The sequence below is a fragment of the Sulfitobacter sp. 1A15106 genome (assembly GCF_043556995.1).
Taxonomy (GTDB): Bacteria; Pseudomonadota; Alphaproteobacteria; order Rhodobacterales; family Rhodobacteraceae; genus Sulfitobacter; species Sulfitobacter faviae.
Genome location: NZ_JBIFFM010000010.1, coordinates 38,744 through 57,272, shown reverse-complemented (window position 1 = coordinate 57,272; position 18,529 = coordinate 38,744). Strand labels below are relative to the sequence as shown.

Below are 18,529 nucleotides of genomic sequence, written 5' to 3'. Positions count from 1 at the left end.
GATCGGTGTCAGTGGCCCGGGCGGGCAGTCTGCACCTCGATCTGATAGCCCTCGGGATCGTTCATAGCGAAGGCGCGGATGCCCAGCTCATCACTGTCAAACATCTTGGTCCGCCCGGCGACCTTGTTGGCCTCGGCCCAAGCATACCAAGCGTCGACATCCGGCACGCGCAGGCAAAGCTGAACGGTCTTCTTCTCCTGCCATTTCTGCATGCCGCGTGCCTCATCCACGAGACCGACATGGGCTTGGCCGTCGATCCGGTAGATCTTGGACCACCCCTGATCAATGGCGAGCGTCAGTCCCAGCACGTCCTCATAGAAGCGCATCGCTGTCGGCAAATCGCGGTAATACTGAAAGGTGATCGCGAGAACGATACCGCCCTCGGGTCGTTGCGCCTGCATGGAATCCCCACTGCGTTCCTGATTGGTATCCATACGGTATACACTCGGAATGCTGAGTCAACCACCTTTCCGCCGGTGCTGCCCTGCGGGGGATCAGAATGGATGATAAATGTGCGAAATGATCGATTCTCGAACATTGCTGAGATGTAGCTTCATCGCAGCGCTGGCGGCGTCGGGCTCCTTGGCGATGACCGCATCGATCAAAGCGATATGCTCCTCGCACCCCGGCACCAGACGATCAGGGATCGAACCTTGATCATACATGCCGGTTTTGACCTTAAGGCTTTCGATCAGCTCCAGCAAAAGATTCGATCCCGCCATCTCGGCAAGGATGAAATGCAGCCGCATATCCAGAGCCGAATGCTCTGCCGCTGTGGGGCGCGGGCCATCTATAAAACCTTGAATTTTATTGCGAATATCGATCAGCTCGGTGGTGGACTTGCCCGAGGACGCGGCTTTGCGTGCCGCTTCACATTCCAGCAGGCTACGGACGTGGAGGATCTCCATGATCTCATTCAAGGACACGCTCGAAACCACCGGCGCGCTACCTGCGCTGCGTTTGGCAAGTCCTTCGCTGACCAGTTGACCGATTGCCTCTCGCACTGGTGTGCGCGATACGCCCAAATGGTCGGCGAACTTCTTTTCGCTTAGCCGCGTGCCCGGTTCAAGCGTGCCGTCCAGGATCATCGCCTTCAGCCGCTTGAAGGTGGCATCCCCGAGTGTTTCAGTTTTTTCGGTCATGTTGCCTCCTCTCGGGGCTAAGAGCCCGCCTCCGCCCCGATATACCTTTTATCGGTATACCATATGGTATACACATAGTATGATTATTTTCACCACCCCAGATACTGCATATCGTCGAGGTTGCCATGCAAAGCAAACAGATTGACACCGTCATTCGTGGCGGGACCGTTGTAACACCCTTAGGCGTCGCGGTTCAGGACATCGCCATCGCGAATTGTAAAATCAGTGAACTGAGCAATACCATCACATACTCTGCCCCGACAGAAATCGACGCTCGCGGCCTCTTGGTATTGCCCGGTGGTGTGGATACGCATTGCCATATCGAACAGATGTCCGGTGCCGGGTTGATGAATGCCGATACGTTCCGCACCGCCACACGCTCTGCCGCGATGGGCGGGACCACGACCACCGTTTCATTCGCCGCGCAGCACGCGGACCAAAAGATGCGGAAGGTCGTGGGGGACTATGCCGCGCTTGCCAAGAGGGGCGCGGTGATCGACCACGCCTTTCACATGATTGTTGCGGACACGGGCAATGGCAATCTGGCCGAAGATATCCCGGCCCTGATCGCCGAAGGGCACCGTTCGATTAAGATTTTCACCACCTACGCCAAGGTTCGTCAGGATGACAAATCCATTCTTGATATCCTTGCGCTGGCGCGGGATGCGGGCGCGCTCGTCTGTTTTCACGCCGAGAATGACGGGCTGATCGGTCATATGACCGAAAAGCTGCTGGCCGAGGGCAAGACCGCCCCGAAATACCACGCCGCCTCTCACCCACGCGAGGCAGAGATTGAGGCGATCGACCGGATGTGCCGTTTTGCCGAATTCACCGGGGCGCGGGTGATGATTTTTCACGTCTCGACCCGCGAAGGGGCCGAGATCGTCCGGCAGGCCCGCGCGCGTGGGGTAAAGGTGCAGGCCGAGACCTGTCCGCACTACCTTTTCATGACTGAGGATATTCTGGATAGCGAGAATCCGGCCCGCTTTATGTGCTCCCCTCCGCAACGCGGGACCGATGATCAGGCCGCTCTTTGGGAGGCAATAGCCGATGGCACGATTGAGCTGATCACCTCAGACCATGCGCCCTACCGGATGGACGCCAGCGGTAAGTTCGCCCATGGGGAAAACGCGCCGTTCAATCAAATCGCCAATGGGATGCCGGGTCTGGAGACGCGTTTGCCGCTGATGTTCAACGCGATGGTGAGCGAGGGCCGCATGGGTGTCGAAGCATTCGCCAAGGTGACCGCCACCGCGCCCGCGCGGGCCTTTGGTCTGGATGGCAAAGGCGCGATTGCCGAAGGCTTCGATGCAGATCTGGCGATTTGGGATCCTGAGGCGTCTTACACCTACGGCGCCGATGATCTCCATGACAACACCGGGTACAATCCCTTTGAAGGCACTACCGTCAAAGGTATGCCGCGCCATGTGCTCTCTCGCGGTGAGCTATTGGTCAGGGACCGGGCGCTGGTTGCCGAAGCGCCGCGCGGGCGTTGGTTGCCGATGCGGGCGGGATAAGGGGCACCGTTGCAGCGCCCCTACCCTTCTACGCTCTAGAGCTTAGTTCATGCCGTAGTTTGCACGGTCTAGCTTGTCATAGATCTCGCCTCTTGCCAGGGCTGCCAGCGCATCGGTGTCGGTGTGATCCACATCGGCCAGCAGTTCGGCCCAGCGGTCTACGATGCGCTTATAGTCTTCCAGCAGCGCCTCGGGGTTCTCGATCCCGCGGCTTTTGGCGTTTTCGATCAGTACGGCTTCGTCCGCTTTGACGAATTCCGCCAACGCGTCTTTAAGGGCCTGGTCGGGCTCGAAGACTTCCATGCCGCCCTCTTTCGCAGCAGAGACCGCTTTGTCGACGTCCTTGTCGAACTCAACCCGGTGCTGCGCCAAATAATAGGCCATTTGGTCAAACAAAACGTCGCGCGACTCTTGCGACAGCCCCTGCCAGAACGTCGGGTTATAGCCCCACTCGAAACCGGCATAATAGTTGCCGACGGCCAGCATGTTCAGATGCGTGACTACATCGGAAAGCGAAAAGGAATCGAGCGCGTCAGCGGCAGCCACGGCGCAATCGAGCGAGCCTGTATCGAGGCCGGTGTACATCTCGCTTGAGGGGATCGACACGGGCACGGCACCCACATGTTCGGCAAAACGCGACCAGGCGCCCCCGGCCATGCGCAGGCGTTTGCCTTGAATGTCCTCATAGGTGGCGACAGGCGTGTTGCACATCATATAGTATTCAGAGGTCGAGTAGCCGCCACCGAAGACCACGCCATTCTCTTTCCATTCGGCCAAGGCGGCTTCGTTGGTAAGGCCAAACTCGGTCGAGGCGAAAGCCATGACCATCGGGTCGGTGTTGTAGAAGGCGAAGTTGCCGATCAGATTCGCGACAGGCAGTTCGGACGGGGTGTAGGTGCCCGCGTGATAGGTCACTTGTGCCACACCATCGCGCACGCCTTGCAGTGAAGCCGCGGGCGGCAGCAGCGAGCCACCAGCGAAGACGGTGAAATTCACCTCGCCATTGGTTTCTTCCGCCACACGTTCGGCAAATTCCACGTAAGGGCCGCGCACCATCGAATGGCGTTCCGCAAAGAAGTGGTTCGCGTTCTGGGCTGCGGCCGCAGTGCCGAGGCCACAGACCGCGAGGGCCAGTATGGATGTGTTGAGTTTCATATTGTCGTCTCCTCCGGTTAAAATAGCGTTACTGCGCCATGAGTGAGGGCAGGAACAGGCTGATCGCGGGAAAGGCGATCAGGATAAAAAGCGTCACGATGTCCATGGCGATGAACCATGTCGTGCCCGAGATGATGTCGCGCAACTTAACCTCGCCCGAGAGCGCGCTGTGCAAGACATAAAGATTCAGGCCGACCGGCGGTGTGACCAACCCGATCTCCAAAAGCTTGATGCAAATGATGCCGAACCAAATGAGGTTGATGTCTGCGGCCTCGAGCACCGGTAGCAGGATTGGTAGTGTCAGCAGGATAAGACCGATGGAGTCGATCACCATGCCCAAGATGACGAAAAGCGCAGCAATCATCAGGATAATCACGATCTGATTGTCCGACACCGACAGCATCATATCCGTCAGAGCGCGCGGTACGCCCGACAGCCCCATGAAGCGGGTGAACATCACTGCGCCGATGGAGAGAAAGAAGATCGAGGAGGTCGCCAGCGTCGTCTGGCGGATCGCCTCGGCCAGCGCTTTGCGGGTTAGCGAGCGACGCAGCAATGCAACCGTCGCGGCAAGGAACGCACCCACGGCGCCGGCCTCAGTCGGGGTGAAGAAGCCGCCGAAGATGCCACCTAAGACGCCGAGCACCAGCACAGGAAATGGCCAAACGGACCATAGCAGGCTCAGCACTTGCGCCCGGTCGATCCGTTCGACCACGGGCGGGGCAAGCTGCGGTGTGACGGTGGCGCGAACGGTGATCATCGCCATATATACGAAGGCAGAGAGCACACCGGGAATGACGCCTGCGATGAAGAGCTGGCCGATCGATTGCTCGGTGAAAATGCCGTAGAGCACCATGAGGATCGACGGCGGGATGAGAGAGCCAAGCGTGCCCGAGGCTGCGACGACACCGGTGGCCAGCGAGGGGTGATACTTCGCCTTTAGCATCTCCGGCACGGCGATCTTTGACATCGCGGCGGTGGTCGCGATGGAAGAGCCGGAAGCAGCCGCGAAAAGCCCGCAAGCGCCGACACTGGCCGACGCCAGGCCGCCGGGCACCCGCGCCAGCAACACGCGCAAAAGGTCAAACGCGCCTGCGGTAAGTCCGGTATTTGCGGCGATGAACCCCATGAAGAGAAACATCGGGATTGCAGTCAGCGACCAGTCTCCGATCAAGTTGAAGGGCATCGCGCTGACGATGCCAAAAGCGGCTTGTAGATTGAACATCACGGTTATGCCGACAAAGGACACCGCCATAAGGGCCGTCCCGATGGACATCCGAAAGGCCAGCAGGCCGAACAGCGTGCCCACACCGATCCAGCCGATAACGAGATTGCTCATGACATGCCCCCATCAAGGTCGGACTGGGTGACAGGCTGCCCGCGCAGCACCAGCAGACCCCGCAGCAACGCGGCGAGACTGGCAAGGCCGAAGCCAAGCGGCAGAACCATACGCGAAGGCCAGACGATGACTTCACGCCCGCCCATCACGACTTCGCCAACACGCAGGGCGCGCATGGCGTCCAGCCCGGTGCGCCATGTCATTACCGCCAAAATAGCGGCGGCGGCGAGGCAGCTAAAAAGCAGCGCGAGTTTCTGAAGCCATGCGGGGAAGTGATTGAACAACAGATCGACGGAAATTTGCTGGTCCTGCATCTCGACAAAGGCCATCGGCAGCATGACCAGCGCGACCATATAGTAGTAGGACGATATCTCGACCGTGCCTTGGATCGGCGCGTTCCACACAAGTTTAGCGACGACATCCGCCACGATGTTCAGCATCATCGCGATGACGCCAAAGCCGCCGATAAACATCAGCCAAGAGCATAATCTGTTGAACAGCGTCAGCATCGGGCCTCCTCCCCATACCAAGACGGGAACCGGGCCCGTAATTCCTATTCAACCTCACCGCTGAAGGGTCAGTTGACAAATAGCGATGGTTGATCGAGTGATAACGAAACGCGATCAACACGGAAGCATCAATGAATGACGGCAGGAAACCCACAAGGCTCGACCTTCGACATCTGCGATACGCTTTGGCCGTGGCCGATGCCCAAGGCTTCCGCGCCGCAGCCGAGATGCTCAATATCGCGCAGCCGGCCATTTCGAAAGCCGTGAAAGACACTGAGGTGGATTTGGGGTTTCGGATATTCGATCGCAGCGGGCCGCGCGTGATCCCCACGCCAGAGGGCGTCGTTTTCCTCGACGATGCGCGCCAGGCGGTCGCGCAGTTCGAGCGGACAATCCGCGCTTCACGCCAGAATGCTGCCGGGGCCCGTGGGCATATCATCGTGGGCTATTCCGCCCTCGCCACCTCAAGGCAAATCTCGGAAGCGCTGGATGCCTTCCACCGCAGCGTCCCCGGCGTGCAGGTCGAGATGCATGTCATGTCCACGGATAACATGCTGAAAAATCTGAAATCCGGCGCTATCGACCTTGGCTTTTTGCTGTCTCATTCCACCGTTGGCGCACCGGGGATCGACCAGATGCCCGTTTGGAGTTCGCGCATCGGTGTGGTCGCCCCCGCAGGCGAAGCCCCCACGCAAGTGGATGATCTGGCTGAGATGCCCTTCGTCATGGGGCTGCGGGAAAACTGGCGCTCATGGCGCGCGCTGCTGGACAGCGCTTGCGATCGCGCGGGCCTTTCCCCCGTGGTGGTGGATGAGGCTTGGGACGTGCAGGTGATTTTGCAGCGCGTGGCCGAACGCCGCGGGGTGACGCTTTTCCCCATGACCATGGCCGAGAGCCTGCCCGCAGCGTTAGAACTGGTGCCGATAGCAGGGCTAGATGCAGAGGCGACGATCTCGATGGCATGGAGCATAAAAGCAGATACCGGGCTGTTGCGTCAGTTCCGCAACCACTTCCCACCGCTTGGTTGATCGCGTTCGGTTATCGGACGATACCACAAGTCTATTTGCGTAACGCGGGGATAGCGCGATCATATGCGCCTATGAAACAGATCCCGATCGCCCCCTTCGACCTTCCTGAAGCACAGCCTTTTTTTCTCGAAGGCAGCGACACCGGATTTCTCTTTTTCCACGGCTTCACCAGCACGCCGCAGAGCGTGCGCGAAGTCGCAGAAAAAGTACATGAGATCAGCGGCGCGACGGTATATTGCCCACGGCTTGCGGGACATGGCGAAACCCCCGCCGCCCTGAAAAAAACCGGTCAAGCGGATTGGGTCGCCTCTGCTGAGACCGCTCTCGTGACACTCTCGACACGCTGCTCGCGGGTGATCGTCGGCGGGCTTTCCTTGGGCGCGACGCTATCGCTCAATCTCGCAGCCAGAATGCCCGATAAGATACAGGGCGTGGTCAGCATTAACGGCTCAACAGGCCTCTACCGCCCCGAGGTTGTGGCGCCGCTTTACGAGGCAGACGGGCCGGCGTTCATTGACGGCATCGGCTCCGACATCGCCGAACCGGGGATGACCGAAATCTGCTATGATCGGATCCCACGCGATACACTTAAAGAGCGGTTCCTGCTGACGAATGCGACCGGCGCCCTGCTGCCGCTGATACGGCAGCCGATCCAGATTATGCAGTCGCGATGCGACAATGTGGTCGACCCACAAAACGCGCTGCGTATCGCGACCTCAGTGGGGTCAAACGAGATACAATTAAACTGGCTAGAGCGGTCTTATCACGTGGCGACGCTGGATTATGATCGGGGCGAGATTGCGGAGCGGATTGCTGGGTTCTTAGCCTAACCGGATCCGATAGCGTGCTGTGAAAAGGGCTTGTCAAAATAACCTGCTCAGAACCCCGAAAACACCATGTCGAGCGCACCGCGGATTTCATAGTCTGAAGCGGAAAGGTCCTCGATGGGAGGACCTTTGAGCAACGCAGAGGGGATCGCCGCCATCTCGGCAGTGTGCAGGGCATAGGCATCGCCGCTAATCTCAAACACTGGCTCGAGGCGTCCTATAACCCCTGGCCCGCCTGCAATCGAGATCAAAGGTGCGACCACGCGGGAGCCGGTGTCGATGAGATCCGTCTGAAGGTCGAGCACAAGCCGCCCGCCAGATAGTCGGTAGACTTGGAACTGCGCCATCAGTCGAGCCGGAACACCTGCAAATCCGCCAGCGGCATCCCATTGGTCTCAATCCAAGCGCGCCGCTCTGAGATCGCCGCCGCATTGTCTGACGCCCAAGCCGCGGCCCGTGCCGCACGCACCGCGTCTCCGACCGCAGCATCGCTGATCGCGGAGACGTTCAAGCCTAACTCCCGGGCGGCAGCGAGATTTTCTGCCGTCAGGGTAATGTTTGTGCGCTGCTTTTCAGCTGTGGTCTGCATACTGCCCTCCTGCGTCACATGGAATATACACATAAATGGTGTGTAGTGCAATGGGACTGGGATCACCTCCATATTGGCGCGAATGCCCCGGCGGGTTGCAAAAGGGGCGTTTTCCGCGCCCTATCCCTGAATTTCGTTAGGCAGAGATCGGCCTGCACGCTCCTGATGTTGCACGTTATCGAAGGTTACTGGGTGGGGGGAGGGACACCCGAAAAATTTAATTCAACCCCATGCACAGTAGAATATCTGTACTTTTAGACATCAATTCCAAGCCTCAGATGTGCTAGGCTCATCCATAACGCGACAACCTGGTGAAGGCGAGATGGCAAAGAATTCCTCTAAAACCGACCCTGCGGCCCTGCCTTCCCACGAGATATTGCCGGTACGCGCGTATTTGGACGTAAACGAGGTTGATCTTGAAACCCAGAAAATGAACGAGATAGCCCAACTGGTCCGCCTGCCAGATGGCCTGTCAAAAGCAGCACAAAACGCCCGGCTCGCTAGAGCCCTTGATCTCTATGAAGGCCTAGCCCCTACAGACGGGCTGGAAGGCATGCTTGCAGCGCAGATGGTTGGTACGCATCACGCCGCGCTTGAATGCCTTCGCATGGCGGCAGTTCCGGGACAGACTTTCGCGGGCCGGGACATGAACCTCAAGCATGCGCAGAAACTCATGGCGCTCTACACTCAGCAGGTAGCTGCATTAAACAAACATCGCGGCAAGGGGCAGCAGAAGGTCACCGTTGAGCATGTCAATGTTCATGCAGGTGGCCAAGCTGTCGTCGGCAATGTGGAGATGGGAAAGCGCAATGGACAAGCTTTAAGTAAATCCGACGCAATTAGAGATGTGCAGAATGTCTCAACTTCCACCGCTAAGCGGCAGCGGAAGCCGACCAAAAGTAAGCGGCGAGATTAGGCGGCGATGACACACCAACGGAATACCGGACCCATGCGAACAAGCCCGCGCTGCGGTGCCAAGACCCGCAAGGGAACACCGTGTCAGGCCCCTGCCCTCTCCGGTAAGGCCCGTTGCCGCATGCACGGCGGCGCAGCAGGCTCCGGCGCCCCGAAAGGCAATCAGAACGCGCTGAAACATGGTCTTTATACCAAGGAAGCATCGGCGCTCAGAAAACATGTGCGCGAGTTGTTACGGAGCGGCAAAGAACTTATCGAGAAATTTTAGCGGTGTCGCATTTCGGCAGCAGTAAAGCGGCAGAAGATTCGGTCGCCGCTCAGCCCATACCGTAGCCTGTTCGCGCCGTTTAGCTCCTCGAAGCCGGGACTAACGTAACGGCGAGAAGAAACTATTTGAAGAACTCGCCGCCCTTCGTGCAATGCGACATTTAAAAATCAAGTGCAGGAGAAGGCCAAACGCCGCCCCAATGCCAACGCCTAGCAAATCTGCGAGTACGTCCGCCGTCTCGCCATGACGCCCGACGTAGGGCTGAATGACTTCTATCAAGCCCCCATAAACTGCAGCGGCAAACACAACCCGAAAAAGCCCTTTTGGATAAAGAGCCGCACACGGCATGGTCAAGATCGCAAAGGCCAGAACATGATGGGCCTTATCAGTTCCTGGAACAGCGGAGGGGGCGCTTAGGGGAATGAGAGTTAGCGCGCCGATACAAAGCGCCAGGCCAACTGTAAGCCATATCGCAATCGCTCGACGGCGCTTTCTGCTTAAGGCAATCGCGCGAAGCGTAGACATAGCCTATCGTTTCGGGGGGTAAATGCGAATGCCAGGGCCGTTGTCGGGCGTACCGATGAATTCAATACCAGCAGCTTCGAGTACCGACTTCACAGCTAGCAATGAGCTCTTTCTTATTTTTAGCTCACCGCCCTCAGTCTCTGCAGTCTGAATCGTTCTTAATGACAGACCAGCGTTCTCTCCGAGTTGAGAGGCTGACCAACCGAGCGCGCCCCTCGCGCTTCGTATCTGGGAAGCAATAATCACTTTCACCTCAAGATATATCTTGCGCATTTTACGCAATATGATACTTTTTTCGCATGTTAGATCGAATCCAACACAACTGGCGGCAAGAATTCAAGCGCCTTGAAGGTGCGTATGCGCCCTCGACCATGCGCGCCTATTACGCAGATATCGAGACATACACCCGCTGGTGCGCACAAACCGAACGGACGCCCTTTCCCGGCAGCGTGGATACAGTCTGCGCATTTCTAGTAGATCAGGGGCCAGAGTTTACTCCCTCGACAGTCCGTCGGCGCATATACGCCATTCGAAAGGTTCACCAGCTGTTGTGTCTGCCCGATCCAACGCATGACGAGGACATCAACCTTACCTTTCGCCGCATCCGCCGCAGCAAAACGTCGCGGCCGCGGCAGGCGAAGGGAATGACGAAGGATTATCTTGGTCAGTTCCTTGCTGTTCAACCGGACACCCCTTGGGGCTTAAGAAACAAAGCCATGCTTTCACTGGGCTATGACCTTCTTGCTCGGCGGTCCGAGTTGGTTGCCCTTACTGTCAACGACGTTGAGTTCCTTGGTGATGGAACGCTGCGTGTTCTGATCCGACGCAGCAAAGCAGACCCTGAGGGCTATGGCCGAATCGCGTTCACGTCAAAACGAACGGGGCAGCTTATAACCGATTGGCTTGTTTGGCGAAGCCAAGATTTTCAGCCTTTGTTCAACCCGATCTACCACGGTCATGTAGTGGATCGCCACTTAAGCGATACGTCCGTAAAGCATCTTATTAAGTCAGCCGCTAAGGGTGCTGGCCTGGATCCATGCGAAGCGAACGATTTTAGCGGGCATTCGATGCGCGTTGGCGCAGCGCAAGATTTGTTAAAAGCAGGTCACGATACCGCTGCGATCATGCGTGCAGGAGGTTGGAAGTCAATTCACGTCCTCACTCGGTATTTAGAGAACGCGGAGTGTAACGTCTGGCTATAGTCTCTAGCACAGCAAACTACGCGCCGACCAGATCACCATGTTTATCACTGATGCTCAAGTGCTGCCATGGCGCAGCCGCTTTTGATAATTCCGATTGATCCACTCCCACAAGGTCGCTGAGTTCGATCAATCAGAGCCAAAAAGATCACGGGTAAAGACCTTGTTCGGGACGTCATCAAGATCGTTCGTCCGCCGGTTCGCCAATATGACGTCACAATCATTCTTGAAAGTTGCAAGGTCATGGGTGACCTCTGAGCCGAAGAATTCCCTTTCCTCCATCTCAGGCTCGTAAACCACAATTTCAACCCCTTTAGCCTTGATACGCTTCATCACGCCTTGAATCGAGCTCTGCCTGAAATTGTCAGAACCCGCTTTCATGACCAACCTATAGACCCCCACGCGGCGCGGGCTCAAAGCAAGGATCTGTTCGGCGATGAAATCCTTGCGGGTGCGGTTAGCGTCGACGATGGCGCGGATCATGTTCTGCGGCACTTCGGAGTAATTCGCTAAGAGCTGCTTGCTGTCTTTCGGCAGGCAATAGCCGCCGTAGCCGAAGGAGGGGTTGTTGTAATGCGCGCCAATCCGCGGATCGAGGCTGACCCCGTCGATGATCTGGCGGCTGTCCATGCCGTGGCTCATTGCATAGCTGTCGAGTTCGTTGAAATAAGCCACGCGCATGGCAAGGTATGTATTGGCGAAGAGCTTGATCGCCTCGGCCTCAGAGGCATTCGTGTAGAGAAGCGGTATGTCTTCGCGCAGCGCACCTTCGGCCAAGAGCTTGGCAAAGGTCTCGGCCCGCGCGGAGCGTTCCCCGACGATGATCCGCGAAGGATACAGGTTATCGTGCAGCGCCCTGCCTTCGCGTAGGAATTCCGGGCTGAAGATGACCCGGTCTCCGCCGATCTGAGCCGAGATCCGTGCGGTATAGCCAACCGGGACAGTGGATTTGATCACGATGGTGGCGTAGTCGTTGACCGCCACCACGGCGCGGATCACCGCCTCAACGCTGGAGGTATCGAAGTAATTCTCGACAGGATCGTAATTGGTCGGCGTGGCCACCACTACGAAATCCGCCCCCGCATAGGCCTGCGCAGCATCGGTGGTCGCAGTCAGCCGAAGCGTTCTATCGCGCAGGTAACCTTCGAGCTCGGCATCTACGATGGGGGATTCTCCTGCATTTACGTGCGCGACCCGTTCAGGGTCTAAATCAACCGCCGTGACCTGATTATTTTGAGCCAGTAAGACCGCATTGGACAGCCCTACATATCCGATGCCTGCAACAGCGATCTTAGTATCTGACATGTGTATTACCTACCCGAAGCCGGAGATACCTCGGCTCACTTTAGTTTATCTCTGGACGTTATTCCGAAAGGGGTATTGAGATGTTTACCCTTTAGCGCCCTGCCCTCGTGCGTAGACGTCTTCGTAGCGAATAATGTCATCTTCGCCCAGATAGCTGCCAGTCTGCACTTCAATGAGCACCATCGGCACCTTACCCGGGTTCTCCATCCGGTGCGTGGCGCCGAGGGGGATATAGACCGACTGGTTTTCTGTCACGAGCTTTACTTCGTCACCGACGGTTACCCGAGATGTTCCCTCGACCACGATCCAATGTTCGGATCGGTGGTGATGGCTTTGCAGACTAAGTGCCGCACCCGGGTGGACCACGATCCGCTTCACTTGGAAGCGCGAGCCGACTACGAGCCTTTCGAACCAACCCCAGGGTCGATAATCGCGCGGCAGGGTTTCAGCCTGGACAGCGCCCTTGGCCTTGAGGGCCGCGACGGCCTTTTTCACATCTTGCGCGCGATCTTTATGGGCCACCAGAACCGCATCAGGCATGGCCACCGCAATGATGTCACTCAGACCGATACCTACCAACTGTTGTTGGGGCTCCTCGGCGCGCAGTAGGGTGTTCTCGCAATCAATAGCTGTGGCGGATTCTGATACGACGACGCCAGCGTCATCCGGGCCGGTTTCGCGCCAGACCGCATCCCATCCACCAAGGTCCGACCACGCCCCGCCATAGGGCACCACGGTGAGGTTGTCGGCCTTTTCCATGACCGCATAGTCAATAGAGATGTCTTCGATCTGACCCCAAGGCTGAGGCGCAAGCCGGGTAAAACCGAGGTCCTGTTCCGCCTGCTCTACCGCCATCCGGACCTGCGCCAACATCTCAGGCGCATGGGCCTCAAAGGCTGCGATGATCGTTTTGACCGAGAACAGGAAGATCCCGGCGTTCCACAGGTGCTGGCCGCCGTTTAGCATTGTCTCAGCAGTCGCACGGTCGGGTTTTTCCACAAAACGTTTTAGCGGCTGTGGAATGGGTGCAAAGTCGGCGGCGGGTGCCTGGCTCATCTCCAACCAGCCATAGCCGGTCTCGGTCCGGTCGGGGCGGATGCCGAATGTCACAAGCTGGCCGTCCTGCGCCGCTGTTGTCGCGGCCTGCACGGCGGCCCGGAAAGCGTCCGGATCAGGGATCACATGATCGGACGGTGCCACAAGCATAAGCGCTTCAGGCGCGCGGGCAGCGAGGCTCAAAGCTGCAGCAAGGATCGCCGGGGCGGTGTTGCGCCCTTTCGGTTCAATAAGAATGCCCGCAGGCGCAATCTTGACCGCCGCCAATTGCTCGGTCACAATAAAACGAAAATCGGAACCCGTCAGGATCATAGGCGCAGCAAAACCGTCACCGGACAACCGTTGTGCCGATGCCTGAAACAAGCTTTCCTCGCTCATCAGCTTCGCAAATTGCTTAGGGTAGCTCTTGCGGGACAAAGGCCAAAGCCGGGTGCCGGAACCGCCAGCCAAGAGGATCGGGTGAACAATATGGGTCATCGCAAATATCCTGTTGGGAAAAGTCAGTGCCGAATGGAATTCTGGTTGTCGATAAACCAGTCATAGGTTTCCTGCAGCCCCTTTTCGAGGTCAACTGAGGCGCGCCATCCCATATCGGCCAAACGGCTCACATCCATCAATTTGCGCAGGGTGCCGTCGGGCTTGCTGGGGTCATTGGTAATACGCCCCTGAAAGCCGGTGACCCGAGCGACCATCTGCGCCAGTTCCATGATCGAGACATCCGTCCCGGTGCCGACGTTGATATGGCTGAGCATGGGCTGGGTGTTCGCGTCATAGGTCTCGCGGTCGAGATCGAGCACGAAGAGCGACGCCTCGGCCATATCATCTACATGCAGAAACTCGCGCCGCGGCTTGCCCGACCCCCAGATTTGCACCTCATCGTCTCCTGCCTGTGCCGCCTCATGAAAACGCCGAATTAGGGCGGGCAGCACATGGGAGTTCTCGGGGTGAAAATTGTCGCCGGGCCCGTAAAGGTTCGTTGGCATGACCGAGCGGTAGTCCGTCCCATGTTGACGGTTGTAGCTTTCACAGAGCTTGATCCCGGCGATCTTGGCCACGGCATAGGGTTCATTGGTCGGTTCCAACACGCCGGTCAGCAGCGCATCTTCCTTCATCGGTTGTGCCACTGCACGTGGGTAGATGCAGGAGGAGCCCAATTGCAACAGTCTAGTGACGCCAGCAGCAAAGGCCTGATGGATGACATTGCATTCGATCATCAAGTTTTCGTAGATGAAATCTGCCGGGTAGGAGTTGTTGGCGTGAATGCCCCCGACCTTGGCCGCGGCCAGGATCACCACGTCGGGCTTCTCAGACTGCATAAAGTCGCGAACCGCGGCTTGATCCGTCAGATCCAACTCGGCATGGGTACGGGTGATCAAGGTGATCTCTTCTGCGGCAGCCTGCCGCGTCCCAAGCTGCCGCAGAATGGCGCCGCCGACCATGCCGCGGTGGCCTGCAATGTAGATTTTTTGCATGTTAGCCTTGCTCCACGCTCATCGGCAATTCATAGCCATGCTCTTTCAACAGCGCATGACGGCGCGCAGTACGAAGATCTGCCTCCACCATCTCGGCACACATCTCCTGTGCAGTAATTTCCGGCTCCCAACCCAACACCTTCTTAGCTTTTGCCGGGTTTCCAAGCAGCGTTTCTACCTCTGCCGGGCGGAAATAACGCGGGTCAATCCGCATCACCACATCGCCAACTTTCAAGCCCGCTGCCTTAGAACCTTCAATCGCGGTGACCGTTGCGATCTCATCGGCACCTTCACCGCTGAACTCCAACGTTAAACCCAGCTCTCTGCCGGTCCACGTAATAAACTCGCGCACGGAGTATTGTACGCCAGTTGCAATCACGAAGTCTTCGGGTTCGTCCTGCTGGAGCATCATCCACTGCATGCGGACATAGTCCTTCGCATGCCCCCAGTCGCGCAAGCTGTCGATATTGCCCATGTAGAGACAGGGCTCCAACCCTTGTGCGATATTGGCCAGCCCCCGGGTGATCTTGCGGGTCACGAAGGTCTCGCCGCGTCGCGGAGACTCGTGGTTAAAGAGGATGCCGTTGCAGGCATACATGCCGTAAGCTTCACGGTAGTTCACCGCAATCCAATAGGCATACATTTTCGCCACCGCATAGGGGCTGCGCGGGTGGAACGGAGTCGTCTCTGTTTGCGGGGTTTCCTGGACGAGACCGTAGAGCTCAGACGTTGAAGCTTGATAGAAACGAGTGGTCTTCTCCATCCCGAGAAAACGGATCGCTTCAAGCAGACGCAGAGTGCCAATGGCGTCGACATCAGCAGTGTACTCTGGCGCCTCAAAGCTCACCGCGACATGGGACTGCGCGCCGAGGTTATAGACCTCATCAGGGCGTACTTCGCTCAAGATACGGGTGAGGTTCGACGTGTCGGTAAGGTCGCCATAATGCAGGTTAAAGCGCGCATGGTCTGTATGAGGATCTTCATAGATGTGATCGACCCGTTGGGTATTGAAGGACGAGGCACGGCGCTTAATGCCATGCACTTCGTAGCCCTTGTCGAGTAAGAACTCCGCGAGATAGGAACCATCTTGCCCAGTAACACCGGTAATAAGCGCTCGTTTGGTCATTTGGGAATTCCTTTCCTAGGGAGAAATTGCTCAATTTTCGAAAAATTCTTAGCCAGAAGTGTGTTGATGCCACCGACGCCATAGCGCCGCAACGCGGTATAATCTTCACGGCTTTTTTGCAGAATGCGGGACAGCGAGCGGTTGCTCTCCCCCCCAACGCGCATTTTCACCAGCACTTCGGGAATATAGGCGAGACGTATGTCGCCTTTCACAAGATAGCGCAGCATGGCTTCATAGTCCGCGGCGATGCTCATAGACGTATCGTACAGCCCCCAACGATCAAACACCTCGCGGCGCAAATAGAGAGTTGGGTGTGGCGGCATCCATCCGCGCTTTAGAAGTTTTGGGTGATAAGGTCCCGATCGCCAACGCCGTATAATCTTATTAGTATCGCTGGCAGATACGTAGTCTAGATCACCATAAACGCCATCAACTGCCGGATCGTGGAATGCTTCAGCGACCTGCTCCAATACCTTATCATGGGCGAAGAAATCGTCTGAATGCATCAAACCAATGACATCGCCACTGGCCCGGGAAATGCCCTTGTTAATTGCATCATATATTCCTGCATCTGGTTCAGATACCAGACCGCTCGATGAGCCGTGATGTTTCCGGATGAGCTCGAGAGTGCCGTCCTTAGACCCGCCATCCTGAATTACATGCTCGACGTGTCGGTACCTTTGCGCCTCTACGCTGCGCAACGCATCCGCGACGGTGTCGACGCGGTTAAAAACCGCCGTCACAATTGAAATTTTCATTTTCTCAGCCGTTAAAAAAAGGGTCAGGGGCAGCACGCAATTAGGCGTCCCACTTCAGCGCCTTTTGAGAGTTCTCTTAAGGAAACTCAAGCAATGTCCAGCTTAAAAGTCTCGATAAGGTCGGATATCGCGCATTTGGGGCGTTTGATATTTAGTATTTAATCTCGATCAATTGTAAGCGTCCGGTGTCGCTGCGGTTTCAGGCTTTTTCGGGCTGCCAATTCCAGGGCATGAGTTCGTCGATGCGGTTGATCTTGTGATCTGGTAAACGTTGGAGGACCCATGTGAGCCATGCCTCGGGATCGACGCTGTTCAGCTTACAGGTTTCCATGAGCGTATAGGCGATTGCGGCGGCGCTTCCGCCCCCAATAGACCCCATGAACAAATAGTTTTTTCTTCCCAATGCAACGGGTCGCATTGTCCTCTCGCAAGTGTTGTTGTCCAGCTCGAGGTGCCTGTCGGTGAGGTAGCTGCGGGCTTTGGGCATGCGGTTCAGGGCATACCGAATGGCTTCGGCCAGCTTGGTTTTGCCAGAGATCTTGCGCAGCTGAGCCTGCAGCCAAAGCTCCAGGTTGTCGAAGACAGGCTTGGCCTTGGCCTGCCGCAGGGCGACGCGCTCTTCCGGCGTTTTCCTTCGGGCCTCCTTCTCGACAGCGTAAAGCTGTGCAATCTGCTTGATTGCCTGTTGGGCAATGGGAGAGCCAGTGCGCTCGGCCTCGTCGACGAACTTGCGGCGCACATGGACCATGCAAGCCTGTTCGTCAGCTTTGTCCTTGCCAAACAGACCATTGAAGCCGGCGAAGCCATCAGCATGTACCGTGCCGGTATACCCGGTAAGGTGATTGACGGGGTGCTCGCCCTTCCGATCGACGCTGAACTGATACCAAGCGCAGGGCGGCGCTACTCCGCACCACGGTCGTTCATCCCGAACATAACTCCAGAGCCGGGCGGTTTTGGTCTTTGTCGTGTTTGCGCGCACCTGCAGTTTAACGGGGGTATCGTCCGCAAACAGGGCTGGCCCAGCCCGGACCAACTTGCCAATGTGTTCCGCCAAGGGTTCCAGCAGAGCTGTGGTACGCCCGACCCAGTCGCTTAGTGTGGAGCGATGTAGATCGACCCCTTCGCGAGCGTATATCTTGGACTGCCGCTCAAGCGGCAGATGATCGCAAAATTTGCCGACCAGCATGTGCGACACAAGGCCGGGTCCGGGTCGCACACGTTCGATCAGGCGGGACGGCAACGGGGCCTGGGCGAAGGCTTCACAGCAGGTGCAGGCCATACGCGGACGGATAAATCGGCGCACCATGAAGCGGCTGGGGATATAATCCAGCTCTTCGGTCACGTCCTCGCCCACTTGGCGCAAGGCACCGCCGCAGTCGTGGCATGCCTCGCCCGGCGACAGAACCTCATCTTCCCGATCCAGGTGGTTGGGTAGTGGTTTGCGGCTGTGCTGGCGCTTGTTGGTTGGGGTCTCTTCATCAATGGGCGGCTGCTCGGTGTGGTGATCCTCTGCGGCCTGCGCGATCTCTTCGTCTTCCAGCAAATCGAGAGCCAGTTGATCCATACCCTCTGACTTCGAACCGAAGCGCGCCTTGCGGTGACCATGAAGCTCAGCCTTCAGCTTCTCGATCTGGTAGGCCTGAGACTGGATATGCTGGAGCATTTGCGCGCTGACAGAGCGCAGCTCGTCAGGATCTTTGGGCAAGGATTTGAAGGCGTCCAGCATGGTGTAATCCATACCAGACCGCCCTATGGGAGGGAATGCAAAACAACGCCAAACCCTATGTTTTGTTGGGTTT

20 protein-coding genes and 1 pseudogene are annotated in these 18,529 nt (G+C 57.4%); 7 read left to right on the top strand and 14 right to left on the bottom strand.

The features are described 5' to 3' along the window. Positions 1-8: 8 nt before the first annotated feature. Positions 9-401, bottom strand: coding sequence for a VOC family protein (locus ACGYKA_RS15425; RefSeq protein ID WP_271690127.1), 393 nt, complete (start codon positions 399-401; stop codon positions 9-11). Positions 402-494: 93 nt separating this feature from the next. Next, positions 495-1,142, bottom strand: a complete 648-nt coding sequence (locus ACGYKA_RS15420) for a GntR family transcriptional regulator (RefSeq protein ID WP_271690128.1) — start codon at positions 1,140-1,142, stop codon at positions 495-497. A gap of 125 nt (positions 1,143-1,267) precedes the next feature. Here ACGYKA_RS15420 and hydA point away from each other — a divergent pair, with 125 nt between their 5' ends. Continuing rightward, a complete protein-coding gene (hydA, locus tag ACGYKA_RS15415) occupies positions 1,268-2,659 on the top strand; it encodes a dihydropyrimidinase (protein WP_271690129.1) in 1,392 nt (463 codons plus the stop codon). A 42-nt stretch (positions 2,660-2,701) separates the two neighbouring features. Here hydA and ACGYKA_RS15410 read toward each other — a convergent pair whose 3' ends face one another. The 3 genes from ACGYKA_RS15410 to ACGYKA_RS15400 are packed head-to-tail and all read right to left on the bottom strand — an operon-like array spanning position 2,702 to position 5,662. Continuing rightward, positions 2,702-3,814, bottom strand: a complete 1,113-nt coding sequence (locus tag ACGYKA_RS15410; protein WP_271690130.1) for a C4-dicarboxylate TRAP transporter substrate-binding protein — start codon at positions 3,812-3,814, stop codon at positions 2,702-2,704. Between the two features lie 28 nt (positions 3,815-3,842). Continuing rightward, the gene (locus ACGYKA_RS15405; protein ID WP_168612360.1) at positions 3,843-5,153 is read right to left on the bottom strand and encodes a TRAP transporter large permease; all 1,311 of its coding nucleotides are present in this window, start codon (positions 5,151-5,153) and stop codon (positions 3,843-3,845) included. Further along, on the bottom strand, positions 5,150-5,662 hold the full coding sequence (locus ACGYKA_RS15400) for a TRAP transporter small permease subunit (RefSeq protein WP_271690131.1): 513 nt from the start codon (positions 5,660-5,662) through the stop codon (positions 5,150-5,152). The genes ACGYKA_RS15405 and ACGYKA_RS15400 overlap by 4 nt, the downstream gene beginning before the upstream one ends. Before the next feature lie 131 nt (positions 5,663-5,793). Here ACGYKA_RS15400 and ACGYKA_RS15395 point away from each other — a divergent pair, with 131 nt between their 5' ends. Together ACGYKA_RS15395 and ACGYKA_RS15390 are read left to right on the top strand one after the other, a co-directional pair. Then, positions 5,794-6,690: a LysR family transcriptional regulator gene (locus ACGYKA_RS15395; RefSeq protein ID WP_271690132.1), complete on the top strand. Its 897-nt coding sequence runs from the start codon at positions 5,794-5,796 to the stop codon at positions 6,688-6,690. A gap of 71 nt (positions 6,691-6,761) precedes the next feature. After that, a complete protein-coding gene (locus ACGYKA_RS15390; RefSeq protein WP_271690133.1) occupies positions 6,762-7,520 on the top strand; it encodes a carboxylesterase in 759 nt (252 codons plus the stop codon). Positions 7,521-7,567: 47 nt separating this feature from the next. On the opposite strand, the gene ACGYKA_RS15385 is transcribed toward ACGYKA_RS15390, so the two are convergent. Then, on the bottom strand, positions 7,568-7,864 hold the full coding sequence (locus ACGYKA_RS15385) for a CcdB family protein (protein WP_271690134.1): 297 nt from the start codon (positions 7,862-7,864) through the stop codon (positions 7,568-7,570). Beyond that, positions 7,864-8,106 carry a type II toxin-antitoxin system CcdA family antitoxin gene (locus ACGYKA_RS15380; protein WP_271690135.1) on the bottom strand — a complete coding sequence of 81 codons (243 nt, stop codon included), beginning with the start codon at positions 8,104-8,106 and terminating at the stop codon, positions 7,864-7,866. Before ACGYKA_RS15380 ends, ACGYKA_RS15385 begins: the two co-directional genes overlap by 1 nt. 322 nt (positions 8,107-8,428) lie before the next feature. Here ACGYKA_RS15380 and ACGYKA_RS15375 point away from each other — a divergent pair, with 322 nt between their 5' ends. From ACGYKA_RS15375 to ACGYKA_RS15365, 3 genes and pseudogenes are all read left to right on the top strand, one after another. Continuing rightward, complete coding sequence (locus ACGYKA_RS15375; protein WP_394439163.1) at positions 8,429-9,022, top strand: hypothetical protein; 594 nt, start codon at positions 8,429-8,431, stop codon at positions 9,020-9,022. A gap of 6 nt (positions 9,023-9,028) precedes the next feature. Beyond that, positions 9,029-9,133 (top strand): annotated as a pseudogene (locus ACGYKA_RS15370) (hypothetical protein); the annotation flags it as partial. Between the two features lie 9 nt (positions 9,134-9,142). Beyond that, entirely contained in the window at positions 9,143-9,289 is a 147-nt protein-coding gene (locus ACGYKA_RS15365) for a hypothetical protein (RefSeq protein ID WP_394439213.1), read from the top strand. Between the two features lie 99 nt (positions 9,290-9,388). Here the strand turns inward: ACGYKA_RS15365 and ACGYKA_RS15360 are convergent, their stop codons facing one another. Next, complete coding sequence (locus ACGYKA_RS15360) at positions 9,389-9,814, bottom strand: VanZ family protein (RefSeq protein ID WP_394439161.1); 426 nt, start codon at positions 9,812-9,814, stop codon at positions 9,389-9,391. 299 nt (positions 9,815-10,113) lie between these two features. Here ACGYKA_RS15360 and ACGYKA_RS15355 point away from each other — a divergent pair, with 299 nt between their 5' ends. Then, entirely contained in the window at positions 10,114-11,016 is a 903-nt protein-coding gene (locus ACGYKA_RS15355) for a tyrosine-type recombinase/integrase (protein WP_394439159.1), read from the top strand. Between the two features lie 126 nt (positions 11,017-11,142). Here ACGYKA_RS15355 and ACGYKA_RS15350 read toward each other — a convergent pair whose 3' ends face one another. From ACGYKA_RS15350 to tnpC, 6 genes are all read right to left on the bottom strand, one after another. Then, positions 11,143-12,318 (bottom strand): nucleotide sugar dehydrogenase, encoded by a 1,176-nt coding sequence (locus tag ACGYKA_RS15350; RefSeq protein ID WP_394439157.1) that lies wholly within the window; start codon positions 12,316-12,318, stop codon positions 11,143-11,145. Positions 12,319-12,402: 84 nt separating this feature from the next. Further along, positions 12,403-13,851, bottom strand: coding sequence for a mannose-1-phosphate guanylyltransferase/mannose-6-phosphate isomerase (locus ACGYKA_RS15345; protein ID WP_394439155.1), 1,449 nt, complete (start codon positions 13,849-13,851; stop codon positions 12,403-12,405). 23 nt (positions 13,852-13,874) lie between these two features. Then, entirely contained in the window at positions 13,875-14,846 is a 972-nt protein-coding gene (locus tag ACGYKA_RS15340; protein ID WP_394439153.1) for a GDP-L-fucose synthase family protein, read from the bottom strand. A 1-nt stretch (position 14,847) separates the two neighbouring features. Next, positions 14,848-15,972: a GDP-mannose 4,6-dehydratase gene (gene gmd, locus ACGYKA_RS15335; RefSeq protein WP_394439151.1), complete on the bottom strand. Its 1,125-nt coding sequence runs from the start codon at positions 15,970-15,972 to the stop codon at positions 14,848-14,850. Further along, positions 15,969-16,730 carry a glycosyltransferase family 2 protein gene (locus tag ACGYKA_RS15330; RefSeq protein ID WP_394439149.1) on the bottom strand — a complete coding sequence of 254 codons (762 nt, stop codon included), beginning with the start codon at positions 16,728-16,730 and terminating at the stop codon, positions 15,969-15,971. Before ACGYKA_RS15330 ends, gmd begins: the two co-directional genes overlap by 4 nt. Positions 16,731-16,929: 199 nt before the next feature. Further along, positions 16,930-18,468, bottom strand: coding sequence for an IS66 family transposase (gene tnpC / locus ACGYKA_RS15325; RefSeq protein WP_394439147.1), 1,539 nt, complete (start codon positions 18,466-18,468; stop codon positions 16,930-16,932). Positions 18,469-18,529 lie beyond the last annotated feature (61 nt).